This is a genomic window from Pseudomonas sp. B21128, assembly GCF_044218865.1.
In the GTDB taxonomy this organism is placed as follows: domain Bacteria; phylum Pseudomonadota; class Gammaproteobacteria; order Pseudomonadales; family Pseudomonadaceae; genus Aquipseudomonas; species Aquipseudomonas iridis.
The window spans coordinates 3,250,113-3,263,635 of record NZ_CP162590.1; the positions used below are offsets into that span (position 1 = coordinate 3,250,113).

14 protein-coding genes are annotated in these 13,523 nt (G+C 60.6%); 6 read left to right on the top strand and 8 right to left on the bottom strand.

What is annotated here, in order from left to right; translation table 11 throughout:
* Positions 1-39: 39 nt before the first annotated feature.
* Entirely contained in the window at positions 40-864 is an 825-nt protein-coding gene (locus AB4P91_RS14475) for an alpha/beta fold hydrolase (protein WP_395603049.1), read from the top strand.
* A gap of 67 nt (positions 865-931) precedes the next feature.
* Here the strand turns inward: AB4P91_RS14475 and dsbG are convergent, their stop codons facing one another.
* From dsbG to AB4P91_RS14495, 4 genes are all read right to left on the bottom strand, one after another.
* Positions 932-1,702, bottom strand: a complete 771-nt coding sequence (gene dsbG / locus AB4P91_RS14480; protein WP_395603050.1) for a thiol:disulfide interchange protein DsbG — start codon at positions 1,700-1,702, stop codon at positions 932-934.
* Positions 1,678-2,559 (bottom strand): prolipoprotein diacylglyceryl transferase family protein, encoded by an 882-nt coding sequence (locus AB4P91_RS14485; RefSeq protein WP_395603051.1) that lies wholly within the window; start codon positions 2,557-2,559, stop codon positions 1,678-1,680. Before AB4P91_RS14485 ends, dsbG begins: the two co-directional genes overlap by 25 nt.
* Positions 2,559-4,292: a protein-disulfide reductase DsbD gene (dsbD, locus tag AB4P91_RS14490; protein WP_395603052.1), complete on the bottom strand. Its 1,734-nt coding sequence runs from the start codon at positions 4,290-4,292 to the stop codon at positions 2,559-2,561. The genes AB4P91_RS14485 and dsbD overlap by 1 nt, the downstream gene beginning before the upstream one ends.
* A gap of 95 nt (positions 4,293-4,387) precedes the next feature.
* Positions 4,388-5,077, bottom strand: a complete 690-nt coding sequence (locus AB4P91_RS14495) for a hypothetical protein (protein ID WP_395603053.1) — start codon at positions 5,075-5,077, stop codon at positions 4,388-4,390.
* A gap of 273 nt (positions 5,078-5,350) precedes the next feature.
* On the opposite strand from AB4P91_RS14495, the gene AB4P91_RS14500 reads away from it, so the two are divergent.
* The 5 genes from AB4P91_RS14500 to AB4P91_RS14520 all read left to right on the top strand — a co-directional run bounded on the left by AB4P91_RS14500 (position 5,351) and on the right by AB4P91_RS14520 (position 9,803).
* Positions 5,351-6,031, top strand: a complete 681-nt coding sequence (locus AB4P91_RS14500) for a response regulator (protein ID WP_042560210.1) — start codon at positions 5,351-5,353, stop codon at positions 6,029-6,031.
* Positions 6,031-7,353, top strand: a complete 1,323-nt coding sequence (locus AB4P91_RS14505; RefSeq protein WP_150593199.1) for an ATP-binding protein — start codon at positions 6,031-6,033, stop codon at positions 7,351-7,353. Before AB4P91_RS14500 ends, AB4P91_RS14505 begins: the two co-directional genes overlap by 1 nt.
* A gap of 100 nt (positions 7,354-7,453) precedes the next feature.
* Complete coding sequence (locus AB4P91_RS14510; RefSeq protein WP_395603054.1) at positions 7,454-7,939, top strand: GNAT family N-acetyltransferase; 486 nt, start codon at positions 7,454-7,456, stop codon at positions 7,937-7,939.
* A 143-nt stretch (positions 7,940-8,082) separates the two neighbouring features.
* The gene (locus tag AB4P91_RS14515; RefSeq protein WP_150593201.1) at positions 8,083-9,495 is read left to right on the top strand and encodes an aspartate aminotransferase family protein; all 1,413 of its coding nucleotides are present in this window, start codon (positions 8,083-8,085) and stop codon (positions 9,493-9,495) included.
* An 83-nt stretch (positions 9,496-9,578) separates the two neighbouring features.
* Entirely contained in the window at positions 9,579-9,803 is a 225-nt protein-coding gene (locus AB4P91_RS14520) for an MbtH family protein (RefSeq protein WP_042560205.1), read from the top strand.
* A 203-nt stretch (positions 9,804-10,006) separates the two neighbouring features.
* On the opposite strand, the gene AB4P91_RS14525 is transcribed toward AB4P91_RS14520, so the two are convergent.
* From AB4P91_RS14525 to AB4P91_RS14540, 4 genes are read right to left on the bottom strand one after another with little or no spacing between them, the layout of a single operon-like run.
* Positions 10,007-10,912: a metal ABC transporter solute-binding protein, Zn/Mn family gene (locus AB4P91_RS14525; RefSeq protein WP_150596169.1), complete on the bottom strand. Its 906-nt coding sequence runs from the start codon at positions 10,910-10,912 to the stop codon at positions 10,007-10,009.
* Positions 10,913-11,812 (bottom strand): metal ABC transporter permease, encoded by a 900-nt coding sequence (locus AB4P91_RS14530; protein WP_007917717.1) that lies wholly within the window; start codon positions 11,810-11,812, stop codon positions 10,913-10,915.
* The gene (locus AB4P91_RS14535) at positions 11,812-12,594 is read right to left on the bottom strand and encodes a metal ABC transporter ATP-binding protein (RefSeq protein ID WP_150593203.1); all 783 of its coding nucleotides are present in this window, start codon (positions 12,592-12,594) and stop codon (positions 11,812-11,814) included. The genes AB4P91_RS14530 and AB4P91_RS14535 overlap by 1 nt, the downstream gene beginning before the upstream one ends.
* A complete protein-coding gene (locus tag AB4P91_RS14540; protein ID WP_395603055.1) occupies positions 12,591-13,520 on the bottom strand; it encodes a metal ABC transporter substrate-binding protein in 930 nt (309 codons plus the stop codon). The genes AB4P91_RS14535 and AB4P91_RS14540 overlap by 4 nt, the downstream gene beginning before the upstream one ends.
* Between the last annotated feature and the right edge of the window lie 3 nt (positions 13,521-13,523).

The following is a 13,523-nucleotide window of genomic DNA, read 5'->3' on the forward strand; positions in this document are numbered from 1 at the left end:
AGTCTGCCGGTTCTCTTTTTGCAAACGAGGGGTGAGTCGATGCCTTTTTTCACGGTTGACGGACAAGCACTTCACTACATCGATCAAGGCACAGGCCCGGCCGTGTTACTGGCGGGCAGCTATCTGTGGGATCAGGCCATGTGGGCGCCGCAGATCGCCGCGCTGGCGCCGCACTATCGGGTGATTGCACTGGACCTCTGGGGCCACGGCGAGTCTGGGCGATTGCCGGAAAACACCACATCGCTGGACGACATCGCGCGTCAGGCGCAGGCGTTGCTCGATCATCTGGATATCGACCAGATCACCTTGGTCGGCCTGTCGGTCGGCGGCATGTGGGGTGTACGCCTGGCACTGTCGGCACCGCATCGGCTTAACGGTCTGGTGCTGATGGACACCTATGTCGGCGTCGAACCCGAGCCAACCCGTCAGTACTATTTCTCGCTGTTCAAGCAGATTGAGGAAAGCGGCGAACTCTCGGACGCGTTGCTCGACATCGTCGTACCGATTTTCTTCCGCCCGGGCTTCGATCCACAATCGGCGCTGTACCAGGACTTTCGCGCCAAACTGGCGGGGTATTCATCCGAACGTCTGCGCGAAAGCATCGTACCCATGGGCCGCATCACCTTCGGTCGCGATAATTTGTTGCCACGTCTGGGCGAACTGAACGCGGCGACCACCCTGGTGCTGTGCGGTGATCAGGACAAGCCTCGGCCGCCGACGGAAGCGCAGGAAATGGCCGAGCTGATCGGTTGCCCGTGCGTTTTGGTGCCGGAGGCGGGGCATATCTCCAATCTGGAGAATCCGCAGTGTGTGAATGACGCGTTGCTGAAGTTTTTGGCTGAGCGCGATTCGCGGCGCGGATGAGAAAAAGATCGCAGCGTGCCGCAGCTCCTATAAGGATGTGCGGCACGCTGCGATCTTTTGATTTTGCTTATTTAGGTCCGAGAATCTTTGCCAACTTGTCCGGCGTCGGCGCGCCTTGTTGCTGTTGCAGCTCACCCTTGTCATCCATGTAGAAAATCGCCGGGGTGGCCTGCAATTCGAGGTCGTCCATAAACTGCATGTTCGCCGCCAATTTTGTCTGCACGGCTACCGGGATGTCTTTCAAGGCCTTGAGCGAACTGCCCTTGCCGGCCTTTTCGTGATCTTCCAGCGCTTTGGCCGGGTCTTTGGCGGCGAGCAACGCGGCGGATTTCCCCGGGCTGTCTTCGCGGATGATCCCGACCATGATGTGGCGCAACTGCACTTTGCCGGACTTGACCCACGGGCGGGCCTGTTCCCAGAACACGTTGCAATACGGGCAGTTCGGATCGCTGAACAGGTACACCGTGCGCGGCGCATCCTTGTTGCCGTCCTGAATCCAGTTGCTCGCCTCGAACTTGGCCCAGACTTCCTTGGCCATTGGCGCGTACACCAGTTTCTGCAACGGTTCGCTGCTCAGGTCTTTGCCGTCGGCATCGTACAGGTTGCCCAGCAGAACGTGCTTACCGTCCGGGGTCAGGTACAACGCCATGCCGCGGTTCTGGTATTGCGCCGCGTAACCGCGCAAACCGTCGGGGGCGTCGAACTGGCCGACGATTTTCGCGCCTTTGGCTTCGATCTGCTTGATCGCGGCAGGCAATTCTTCAGCGGCCTGAACCGACGGCAGTTGCAACAGGGCAGTGCCCAGAGTCAGCGTCAGCAGGTGGCGGAGGCGGGGCATGGCAGTTTCCTTGACGAAGTGGCCGGTGCGGAGGCCGGGTTCGGGTTTGAATTCGGGGTGTCGAAGTTTTCCATTGCGCGAGCCAGGCTGGCGTTCGACAACTCGCCCAGGTGACTGGCCAACAGGCGACCATCGGGGCTATAGAACAGGGTAGTCGGCAATGCCATGGAACCCACGGCCTGACCCAAACGACCGCTGCGGTCGAACAACACGTTGGTCAGGCTCAGGCCCTGGGTTTCGAGAAACGTCGCAACGCTTTGCATGCTTTCGGCCTGATTGACGAACAGGAACGTCAGGTCAGGGCGTTGCTGCTGGGCGTTTTCCAGTACCGGCATCTCGCGCCGGCATGGCGGACACCAGGTGGCCCACAGGTTGATCACCAGCGGCCCACCTTTATAGTCGCTGAGCTGGATGGTTTCCCCGGCGGCATTACGCAAGGAGATGTCTGGCAGCCGCGTGCCTTGTTCGTAGATGTTCAACGACAGTGTCGCCATCACCCAGAACAGCACACCGCTGGCCACGCCAAACCCCAGCGGCCGACGCAGCCCCGGGCGACGCCAGCCGCGATACAGTGCGATGAGCAGCAACACGATGACCCCCGGCCAGGCGAGAAAACCGCCATCGCGAAGGTCGACGATCTGCCACAGATCATTGCGGTAGTGGCTCCAGTACATCGCGACAAACGCGATGCGGGCCGCGAGCATGCCAATCAGGAACAGACTGAACAGCGCCGACTCGGGATTATCGCCACCACGTTTGGCCACTCGCCAACCGACGAAGGTCGCCAGTGCCAATGCACTGATCAGCAGCAAATGGTTAAGCGCGATGGCAAAGGTGCCGAGGGTGAAAGTCAGCATTAGTTGGCGTCTCGGGTGATGGTCCAGCGTTGCAGGAACGTATCGGCATCGACTTCACCGGTGATGCGCTGGCTGCGGCGCTCTTCGCCGTCGGCGCCGATCCAGACAAAAGTCGGTGGCCCCGGCACTTTATAGCGGCCGAGCAATTCGCGGCTGGCGGCATTGTCGGCGGTCACATCCAGGCGCAGCAGGCGTACGTCGCTCAACGCCTGCATCACCTTGTCCTTGCCGAACACCTGCTTTTCCATGACTTTGCAGGAGACGCACCAGTCGGCGTAGTAATCAAGCAGCACCCACTGGCCCTGGGCCTTGGCGGCATTCAGCTCGCGTTGCAGTGCTGCCGGCTCCTTGATGGTGGTGAACGCATCATGACCATTCGGCGCAGCACTGGCGACCCGGTCGCCACTGTAAACCTGCAGCGGTTGATACGGATCGTCACTGCCGCCGGCTGCACCGATCATCAGCAAACTGCCCCATAACCCAAGCAGCAATGCAGTGGCGCCGAACAACTGAGCGACACGGCCGAAGCCTTCGGACTGCTTCCACGCGCAGTAGGCGGCGATCAACAACAAGGCGCCGCACAGACCGAGCCATAACGATGAGTCCAGCACCGGGCGCAACATCAGCAACGCCGTGGCGAGGAACAGGAAACCAAACACGCCCTTGAGCAGGTTCATCCAGTCGCCGGGTTTGGGCAGGAAGCGATTACCTACGGTCACCAGCAACATCAACGGCACACCGATGCCGATCCCCAGCGAGAACAGAATCAGCCCGCCGTGGAGGGCGTTGCCGCTTTGCGCGATGTACAGCAACGCACCGGCGAGTGGCGCGGTCATGCACGGGCCGACCAGCAGACCGGACAGTGCGCCGAGCACGCCGGCGCCAACCAGGCTGCCGCCGCTGCGACTGCGCGAGGCGTGTTCCAGTCGGTCACGCAAGGCCACCGGCAATTGCAGTTCGAAGAAGCCGAACATCGGCAATGCCAGCACCACAAACACTGCGGCAAACGCACCCAGCAACCACGGGTTTTGCAACCAGGCTTGCAGGTTCGCCCCGAGCAGCGCAGCAATCACACCCATCGCCGCATACACCAGCGCCATGCAGATCACATAACTGCCGGCCAGCGCGAAACCCCGCCGTGGCGTCGCGCCGCTGCCGACAATCATCCCCGCCAGAATCGGCAACATCGGCAATGTGCAAGGGGTGAAGGCGAGCAGCAGGCCGAGGCCGAAAAATACCAGCAGGCTCCAGCCCAGTGCTCGTTGCTGCAGGCTGTTGGCCAAGGCTTCATCCGGTGCTTGCGCATTGGCCGGCGTGACCGCTTTGCCGCCCAGATCAATTACCCGGGTTTGCGGCGGGTAACACAGACCTGCATCGGCGCAGCCCTGATAGCTGACCTTGATTTGACCGGTCGCCGTCGCCGGGATCTTGACCTCCAGCCCTTGGCGATAAACCGGCTGTTCTCCGAAGAACTCGTCGCTGTGGGATTCGCCCTCGGGCAGCGTCGGCTGTTGTGTAGCGCTCAAACCGTCGAACTTCAGGCGTTTCTGATACAGGTAATAGCCGTCGGTGATCTGCCAGAACAGCTGGGTTTCACCGGATTCCAGGCGCTCGGAGGTGAGAACGAACGCTTTATCGACCGGCAGAAAATCCGCTTTTGTCTCGAAAGGATTGTTTCCCGCCTGGGCCAGGCCTGAGATCAGAAGCGCAAACAGTAGAAAAATATGACGCATGGAGAGGAGCCTTGTCCCTGTGCAAGTGGGGGCACAATGGGCGGTAGCGATTAACCGATGATTAACCGCGCCCTGTGATGCCGCTGCCGGCCCGGTCAGTTGCGTAACAACCCTGGCCAGTTGCTTTCGTTGATGGTGTGCGGGCCGGACACGAGCTTGTCGGCCTGTATGTTGTAAACAAGATACTGGTTATGGGTGAGGAAAATATACCAATAGCTGTCGGCGAAAGTTCGATCGTTTTGGGCCGCCGTGACGATCCGGTCCTTGTAAGGGGCCAGGGCGCCCAGGCGGTTCTGACCAAAGGCATTGCGGGTGAGTGTTTTTGCCTTGTAGTTGAAGCTCAGGTAATGACCGTCATCTAGAATGAATTTGAACAGGAAAGGATGGCCGGAAACCTCTGTCCAGGTGCCGGCAATGATGTTGTCAAAGTAGGGAAGTATCGGTTTCCAGAGTGTGTCGGCTAACGCGTAGATGCCTGAAACCTTGTCCGTATCCTGGTCGTATTTGCACACGGCCGGAGTATCGCCGTAGTAGAAGAACAGCCAGGCGATATCTTCATCGCTGCGCGTGTTGAAACCCAAAGACGTCGTGGTGAAGCCGAAGCGCAGATTCTGGATGTAAGGCGTGAAAGTGTCCCATCTGCCGTCGGTAGAGGCGGGAAAGCCGCTCGGAACATCGCCGCCGATATTGAACCGGGAATAGGTGTCGGTATCCTTGAAAAAAAAGTAAATGCGATCTGCGCCAGAGCGCCAGTCGACCGCGACAAAGTTATTCAATGCAGGCATGTTTATTAAAGTCCTTTTAAAGAAGCCGTAGTTTTTAGTGCCTGCTCAGGCTATCTCGGGTAGTTATTAAAATGTAGCGGCTATATGTCGGGATTTATTTCACAGGCTGTTTGTAGGGGCGTGAGTTGCGCGCTGTTTACCTGTTGCAAACAGTCGATGCAGCGGTGCAGGCACGACCTGTTCTTGACTCGGCTTCCCGTTACCCCCGGTGACAGCCATAATTGCCGCTTAATCCTCACCTGCTTCACTCGCGTTTTTGCTCAGGGAGCTCCCATGCACGTATTGGTTTGCGAAGACGATGAGCTGATCGCCAGCGGCATCGTTGCCGGCCTCACGGCTCAAGGCTTGACCGTCGAGCATGTCAATACGGCGTCCAAGGCCAGGGCGATGCTCAAGGTTGCCGAGTTTGATGTGATGGTGCTTGATCTCGGTTTGCCCGACGAAGATGGCCTGAAATTGTTGCAGCAGTTACGCCAGCACGGCCTGGAGATCCCGGTGCTGATCCTGACGGCGCGCGACTCGGTCACCGATCGCGTAGACGGCTTGCAGGCCGGTGCTGATGACTACTTGCTCAAGCCATTCGATCTGCGTGAGTTGTTTGCGCGTCTGCAAACCTTGCTGCGGCGGGTGGCCGGGCGCAGCGTCAACCTGATCGAGCACGGTGCGCTGACCTACGACCCGAGCAGCCGCGAAACCCGGCTGGCCGGGCAATCGGTGGACCTGTCGCGGCGCGAGCAATCGCTGTTGCAGGCACTGCTGCACAATCGCGGTCGGGTCCTGTCCACCGAGCAGTTGAAGGACAGCGTCTACGGCTTCAACGATGAGCTGGAAAGCAACGCGCTGAACGTCCATATCCATCACCTGCGCAGCAAACTCGGTAAAGGTATCGTCGAAACCGTGCGCGGTCTGGGCTACCGCCTGGGGCCGGCCGATGGTGGAGATCAAGGCAAGTGATGAGCCTGCGCCTGCGCCTGAGCCTGACCCTTGGCGCCGCGTTCGCGCTGATCTGGGCGCTGGCAGCGGCCTGGATGCTCAGCGATCTGCGCAACCAGATGATGTTTTCCCTCGACCAGCGTCTGGTGGCTTCGGCGCGCATGGTTGCCGGGTTGCTGGAGCAATTGCCGACATTGCCGAGCAAAGGCGAGGGCACGCATTTCAGTGCCGAGCAACTGAACATTCCCGGCGGCATGGCCTGTCAGGTCAGCTCGTTGCGCGGGGAAATTCTCGCGCGCAGTCATAACAATCCCGAACAAGCGCTGGAGGCCGAGAAAATGGGCTTCCACGATCAGATGATCGACGGCGCACCGTGGCGCAGCTTCACCCTCGCCCGGGGCGATGTACGGATTACCACGGCGGATCGGCAGATCGAGCGCGAAGCCCTGAACATGTCGATCCTGCTGGCGGCGTCGGTGCCGGTAGGCGTGGCGTTGCTCGGCTGTCTGTGCCTGTTGTGGCTGGGAATCGGGCAAGGCCTGGCCCCGCTCAATCGCCTGCGCGAAGCCTTGATGCGACGTAATGCCGACTCGCTCGAACCACTGCAATTGCAATCGTTTCCCAGCGAACTGAAGCCGCTGCTCGATACCCAGAATCAGCTGTTCCAGCGCATCGGCAAGACCATCGAACGTGAACGTCGGTTGACCGGTGACGCCGCGCATGAACTGCGCAGCCCGCTGACGGCGATCAAGACGCACCTGCAAGTGGCGCGCATGACCGACGGCAGCGCCCGCGATCAATCGCTGGCGCGGGCCGAGGAGGGCGCCGACCGTTTGCACCGCACGCTTGAGCAACTGCTGTTGCTGGCACGGGTCGAGGGCAGTCTGTCCTTCGACGACGGCACGCAGTACAGCGCCGAGCAAGTGGCCAGGTTGGCGATTGCCGACGCTACGGGTGGCGAGCGTCTGCGGATCAAACTGCATCTGCCCGCCGAACTCTCGTCTGCACCGTTGCAAATGCCTGCGGTGCTGTCGATCGCCGCGTTGCGAAATCTGCTCGACAACGCCCTGCGCCATACCTCCGAAGATTGTGCGGTCGAGCTGCGTCTGGAAACCATCGGCAACCGCGTGCGTTTTGTCGTACGCGACCATGGCCCGGGCATTGCGCCGGATGATTTGCAGCACCTGACCCAGCGCTTCTGGCGCAACGGTCAGAGCACCGGTTGCGGCCTCGGCCTGGCGATTGTCCAGGCGATCGTCCAGCGTTGCGACTGTGCCCTGCATTTCGACAGCCGCCCGGATGGTTTGCGCGTTGAGCTGACGATGCCGTTGCAATCGCTCTGAGGTCTGCACATCAAATGTAACTTCTCTGCATTGGTTAATCGGCGGCGCTGACGTTAAGGTCGGCGCCAGCCTTGACTCAATGGATTGAGGGAACAGCGCCATGCAAGCACCTGTCTGCATTCGTCCGGCCATTCTGGCCGAAGTCGGAATCATCAGCCGTATCATCGAACGCTCGATCCGTTTTGGTTGTGCGCTCGATCACCGCAACGACCCGTTGATCGTCAGTGACTGGACCCGGCAGCAGTCTGCCGATTTCATTAGTGCCTGGCTCGCGAATCCGCACTTCTATCTCAGTATTGCCATGCTGGCGGACAAACCGGTCGGTATCGGCATGGCCCGCCTGGATGGCGAGGTTGTGCTTTGCCACGTACAACCGGAATCATTTCGACGTGGCGTCGGGAGGGCGCTGATGAACGATCTGGAAGGCTGGCTGCGGGTTCGCGGTGTGCGCACCGCCCACCTCAACAGCACGCGCACCGGCGAAGCGTTCTATCGCCATTTGGGTTACCGCGAATCTGCACCTTCCCTCGCGCATAACGGCTTGCAGATCCTGCCTATGGCCAAGCCGCTGGCAATGTCCGGATGAACAGTCACTCCAGGGGCTAAATCCTTGCCTCGCTTAAGCGTTTCCAGAACAGGAAAACCTGCAAGTGCGCCCCGTGACTGGAACGCGCACCTGTCCGGTGTGCTGTTTTGGTCACTATCCATAGCGAATCGAGGGGTCGACAGATGTCAGTTGCCACCAGCCTTATCAGAGAGTCATCGGCCCGGGTCACCTCGGCGCCAGCGGAAACGTTGTATGAGTTCAACGAATCGCCATTGCTGGCTCGTCAGGCACAGCAGGAGTCCAATGCCCGCAGCTATCCGCGACGTATTCCACTGGCACTCAAACGCGCCAAGGGCCTTTATGTCGAAGATGTTGAAGGGCGAACGTTCATCGACTGCCTGGCCGGTGCCGGCACGCTGGCATTGGGGCATAACCATCCGGTGGTGATCGCAGCAATTCAGCAGGTGCTGGCCGATGAGCTGCCGCTGCACACGCTGGACCTGACCACCCCGGTCAAGGACCAGTTTGTCCAGGATCTGTTTGGCTTGCTGCCGGCACAACTGGCGTCGCAAGCGAAAATCCAGTTCTGCGGCCCGACCGGTACTGACGCCGTGGAAGCGGCATTGAAACTGGTACGCACGGCCACCGGTCGCAGCACCGTGTTGTCGTTCTCCGGTGGTTATCACGGGATGAGCCAGGGCGCTTTGAGCCTGATGGGTAACCTTGGGCCGAAAAAGCCGCTGGGTGCGTTGCTCAGCAACGGCGTGCAGTTCATGCCATTTCCGTATGACTACCGCTGCCCGTTCGGCATCGGCGGCGCTGACGGGGTGAAGGCCAATCTGAGCTATCTGGATAATTTGCTCAACGATCCCGAGGCCGGCGTGCAATTGCCAGCGGCCGTGATCGTCGAAGCGGTGCAGGGTGAGGGTGGAGTGATTCCGGCCGACATCGAATGGCTGCGCGGCTTGCGTCGGATCACCGAGAAGGCCGGCGTGGCGCTGATTGTCGACGAGATTCAGAGCGGATTTGCCCGCACCGGCAAGATGTTCGCCTTCGAACATGCCGGTATCACCCCGGACGTGGTCGTGCTGTCCAAAGCTATCGGTGGCAGCCTGCCGCTGGCGGTCGTGGTCTACCGCGACTGGCTCGACACCTGGCAGCCGGGCGCACACGCTGGCACGTTCCGTGGCAATCAGATGGCGATGGCTGCCGGTTCTGCAGTGATGCGTTATCTGCTTGAACACAAAGTGTGCGAACACGCAGCCGCCATGGGCGAGCGCCTGAGCGAGCACCTGCACATCCTGCAGCGTGACTTCCCGCAGATGGGCGATATCCGTGGTCGTGGCCTGATGATGGGCGTTGAGCTGGTGGACCCGACGGGCACCCCGGATGCGCTCGGCCATCCGCCGGCGTTTGCGCGTCTGGCGCCATTGGTGCAGCGCGAATGCCTCAAGCGCGGCTTGATTCTGGAACTGGGCGGTCGGCATGGCGCCGTCGTGCGTTTCCTGCCACCACTGGTGATCACGGCCGTCGAAATCGACCGCGTTGCCGAGATCTTCGGTCGTGCATTGGCCGCCGCTACTGCCGCTGTGTAAATTTTTCAGCGCGCCGAACGTTCTTTCTACATACCCGGCTGCACCCGACGTGCAGCCCACCCTTACAACGATGGAGAACCAGCATGACGTCAGTATTCGACCGTGAGGACATCCTCTTTCAGGTCGTGGTCAACCACGAAGAGCAGTACTCGATCTGGCCGGATTACAAGGCCGTGCCAGAAGGCTGGCGCACCGTGGGCAAGAGCGGCCTGAAAAAGGAATGCCTGGCCTACATCGAAGAAGTCTGGACCGACATGCGCCCACTCAGCCTGCGCCAGAAGATGGAAGGGCTGGCGGCGGCTCAATAAGCAGACGGGCAAAAAGAAACCCGCTGGACTGGTAATAGTCAGCGGGTTTTTTCATGTCCGGGATACGGGGTTTCTGTCAGGGCCTCATCGCTGGCAAGCCAGCTCCCACAGGTTTTTGATGTGCTCCACAAATGCTGTGCACACCTCGGATCATTGTGGGAGCTGGCTTGCCAGCGATGAACGATAACGCGGTACAGTTGAAGTTACGCCCCGCTCAGCCCCTTGAGCAGTAAATCCACATTGCCCTCAAGCTCCGCCACCGGATCTTCGGCATCAATACTCAGCACCAGCAATCGGCTACCCGACTCGGCAATCGCCGCTTTCACCGTTTCCGATGGCTGACGGTGATGCAACACCACCGCCACATCATTTTCCTTGAGTGTCGCCGTGAGTTTTTTCAGATCCTCGGGCGTCCAGTCTGCATCAGGACGTGGATCCTGCCCGATCAGCTCAAGGTTCAGGCTGCCGATCAGATAGCCGAAGTGATCGCTCAAGCTCATCACACTCAGGTTATCGGCATTGGCCAGACGCGCCTCACTGGCGGCGCTGAGTTTGAGCAGACGTTGTTTCAGCAGCGCCAGATTCGCTTCGATCTTCGGCTTGGCGCTGGGTGCCAGACGCACCAGATCTGCCGCCATCACGTCTGCCATGCGCCCCATGTTGTTGCTCGCCAGCCACGGCTGGCTGTTCAAACCATCGACTTTCAAATCCGCTTGCACGGCGATGCCGGGCAACGCGCCGTCGACCGGGCGGGCGGCATCGACTTCAACGATGCGAATGTTGCTGCGACGGGCGAAGGGGTACAGCGGGTCATCGGCCCACAGCGAGCGCACGCCGATCACCGCATCGGCGCCGGTGGCCAGTTTATTCAGTGCCGGAGCGCCGCGCCCGGTGAAGTACGCGGTCTGGCGGCTGCCCGGCAGGTTCGCCGGTGCCGCGCGTTCGAGGCTGACGTCGGTGCCTTTGAGCAGCACCTCGCCCAGGCCGTAGGTGATCGGAAGAGAGGCCAGCACTCGCAAGGGCTTGGCGCTTTCGGCGGCCATTAAAGGTGTGGAGACCACGCCGCACAGGGCCATGGCCAACGTCAGGTTGCGCAATGAAAAAAGCATTTATCCAAGATTCCCTTTCAGACTCGGGACAACCCCGCGCGCGATGGCGGCGAGGGCGAAGGCAATACCGGCGACCAGAATGATCGCGGCGCCGGACGGGATCGGCAGATCGAAAACAATCGGCGCGAGAATCCCGCACAACGTGCTGACTGTGGCAATCAGCACCGAACACCAGAAAAAGCCCTTGAGCGATTGGCTGAGCAAGCGCGCCGCTGCCGCCGGAATCACCAGCAGGGCACCCACCAGAATCGCGCCAATGACTTTCACGGCGGCCACGGTGATCAGGGTCACCAGAATCACGAAGAGGTAATCCAGAGTCTTCACCGCCACGCCGCGAACGGCCGCCAGTTGCGGATTGAAACTGGCCAGCATGATGCGGTTGTACAGCGGCAGCGCCAGGGCCATGACCAGCGAACCGACGATGGCCAATACCGCCAGATCATTGCCGTTGACCGTCAGTACCGAGCCGAACAGTACGTTTTCCAGAATGTGCACGTTGATCTTGCCCGCGAGAATCAGCAGCAGGCTCGCGCCCAGGGCCAGGGACACCGAGAGGAAAACACCGATCAATGTGTCCGGCGCCAGACCGGTGCGGTTGCGCAGGTAGTTGAGCAAAATGCCGAACAGCAGGCAGTAGCCGAACAGGCTGCCATAAGGCCCGGTGTAGGGTTCGCCCAGCAGGATGCCAATGGCCACACCGGTCAGCGCTGCGTGGCCGACCGCTTCGGAGAAAAACGCAAAGCGCTTGACCACCACCAGGGTGCCGAGCCCACCCAGCACCGGGCCGATCAGCAGGCCGGCGAGCAGCGCGTTGACCACAAAACCGTAGGCCAGCGCCTCCGGCAGATAACCGGAAGAGGCCCAACCCTGGACCATCAACCGAAAGGCTTCGTAACTCATCAGGCAGCGCTCCGTGGATGGGTCGAGAACAGGGTCAGCAGTCGTTCCGGTGTTAGCGCCTGTTGTGGTGTGGCGTCGAACAGCACGCGACGGTTGAGGCCGGTGACCCGATCAGCCAGGCGGCCGACCGCTTCCAGGTCGTGTTCGATCCACAGCACGGTGATGCCCGCCGCGCGCCAGTCGCCGAGCAGGCGTTCGAAGACCCGGATCCCTGCCTCATCGAGAGCAGACATGGGCTCATCCAGCACCAGCAGTTGTGGCGCCGGGATCAAGCCCTGGGCGAGCAACACCCGCTGACGTTCACCTCCGGACAGCGCGCCCATGCGGCGTTTGCGTTTGTCCTGCATACCGACCCGTTCCAGCGCTTCACCGATGGCGCCGGCGTAGTGCTTGCTCAAACCGAGAAAGGCCGGGCGGCGCTGGCACATCGCAGCCATGAAATCATCGACCGTCATCGGCAAGCCCCGATCGAACTCAAGCGCCTGTGGCACATAACCGATGGTGCCGGGCTCGCCGGGCCATTGCAGACTCAACTGACCCTGATGCGGCATCTGCCCCAGCAACGTCTTGATCAGCGAACTCTTGCCACCGCCGTTGGGACCGACCAGTGCATGCACGGTGCCGGGCTGCACCTGGAAGGAAACGTTGTCGAGAATCGTCGTGCGGCCCAATGTCAGGCAGACCTCTGCAAATGCCAAGGTCGGCCCTGAGACCTGTGGGCGCAAGCACGCTCCCACCAGTTGCTCGGCGTTTTCAGCGATCAGGGTTTCTCTGGATGTCATGCGCCAGACTCCTGAATCGCCCGAACCACGGTGTTGAGGTTGCCGGTCATTTCTTTTTCGTACTTGTCGGCGGTGTATTCGCCGTAGGAAATGTGTGACAGCGGGTACAGCTTCACGCCCGATTCACGCTGAATGGTTTCGACGTAAGTCGACGGAAAGTCCATTTCCGAGAAGATCACCTTCACATCCAGTTCGCGCAGTTGGTCGATGGTCTTCTTCAACTGGCTCGGGCTCGGCTCGATACCGTGGGCCGGCTCGACCACTGCCGTCACTTCCAGCCCGAACTCACGCAGCAGATAGTCGTAAGCCGCGTGAACAGTGGCCACACGCAACTCGGCGTTCGGCGCCTGGGTCAGCTTGGCTAATGCGTCGGCGCGCATCTGCCGCAAGCGTTTGCCGTAGGCGCGGGCGTTCTGGGTGTAGGTCTTGGCATTGTCCGGGTCGAGCTTGCCCAATTCCCGAGCGATGTTGTTGACCTGCGCGATGGAGGCGCTGATCGACAGGAAGGTATGCGGGTTCACCACTTTGCCGGCACCGCGCGCAGCCACACCGGTGGCGGCCAGCAGCGGCACGTTTTCGTTGGCCTCGATGGTCTTGATGTCCGGCGTTTCGCTGGCGGCGATCATGCGGTCGGCGAAGTCATCATGGCCGACGCCATTGAGCACAATCACGTCGAGGCCGCTGATGCGCTTGATGTCCTCGGCCCGTGGTTCGTAGGCGTGCGGATTGAAGCCGGCCGGAATCAACGGGACCACCTCGGCGTTATCGCCGACGATGTTCGCCACATAACTGTAATAAGGGTGCAGGGTGATGCCGATGCGCAGGCGTTTGGCCGGATCGGCGCTGACCAGCGGGCTCAACAGGCAGGCGCAAATGCTCAACAGAAACAGACGCAACAAGGGACGGCGTGTAGATGAAATAGACATGGG

What these genes read in the sequence shown, in the direction of transcription:
- AB4P91_RS14495 (WP_395603053.1), bottom strand. Translation starts at nt 5,077, where the DNA reads ATGCCTGCATTGAATAACTTTGTCGCGGTCGACTGGCGCTCTGGCGCA.
- AB4P91_RS14485 (WP_395603051.1), bottom strand. Translation starts at nt 2,559, where the DNA reads ATGCTGACTTTCACCCTCGGCACCTTTGCCATCGCGCTTAACCATTTG.
- dsbG (WP_395603050.1), bottom strand. Translation starts at nt 1,702, where the DNA reads ATGCCCCGCCTCCGCCACCTGCTGACGCTGACTCTGGGCACTGCCCTG.
- AB4P91_RS14510 (WP_395603054.1), top strand. Translation starts at nt 7,454, where the DNA reads ATGCAAGCACCTGTCTGCATTCGTCCGGCCATTCTGGCCGAAGTCGGA.
- AB4P91_RS14515 (WP_150593201.1), top strand. Translation starts at nt 8,083, where the DNA reads ATGTCAGTTGCCACCAGCCTTATCAGAGAGTCATCGGCCCGGGTCACC.
- AB4P91_RS14505 (WP_150593199.1), top strand. Translation starts at nt 6,031, where the DNA reads ATGAGCCTGCGCCTGCGCCTGAGCCTGACCCTTGGCGCCGCGTTCGCG.
- AB4P91_RS14535 (WP_150593203.1), bottom strand. Translation starts at nt 12,594, where the DNA reads ATGACATCCAGAGAAACCCTGATCGCTGAAAACGCCGAGCAACTGGTG.
- AB4P91_RS14540 (WP_395603055.1), bottom strand. Translation starts at nt 13,520, where the DNA reads ATGTCTATTTCATCTACACGCCGTCCCTTGTTGCGTCTGTTTCTGTTG.
- AB4P91_RS14500 (WP_042560210.1), top strand. Translation starts at nt 5,351, where the DNA reads ATGCACGTATTGGTTTGCGAAGACGATGAGCTGATCGCCAGCGGCATC.
- AB4P91_RS14520 (WP_042560205.1), top strand. Translation starts at nt 9,579, where the DNA reads ATGACGTCAGTATTCGACCGTGAGGACATCCTCTTTCAGGTCGTGGTC.
- AB4P91_RS14525 (WP_150596169.1), bottom strand. Translation starts at nt 10,912, where the DNA reads ATGCTTTTTTCATTGCGCAACCTGACGTTGGCCATGGCCCTGTGCGGC.
- AB4P91_RS14475 (WP_395603049.1), top strand. Translation starts at nt 40, where the DNA reads ATGCCTTTTTTCACGGTTGACGGACAAGCACTTCACTACATCGATCAA.
- AB4P91_RS14530 (WP_007917717.1), bottom strand. Translation starts at nt 11,812, where the DNA reads ATGAGTTACGAAGCCTTTCGGTTGATGGTCCAGGGTTGGGCCTCTTCC.
- dsbD (WP_395603052.1), bottom strand. Translation starts at nt 4,292, where the DNA reads ATGCGTCATATTTTTCTACTGTTTGCGCTTCTGATCTCAGGCCTGGCC.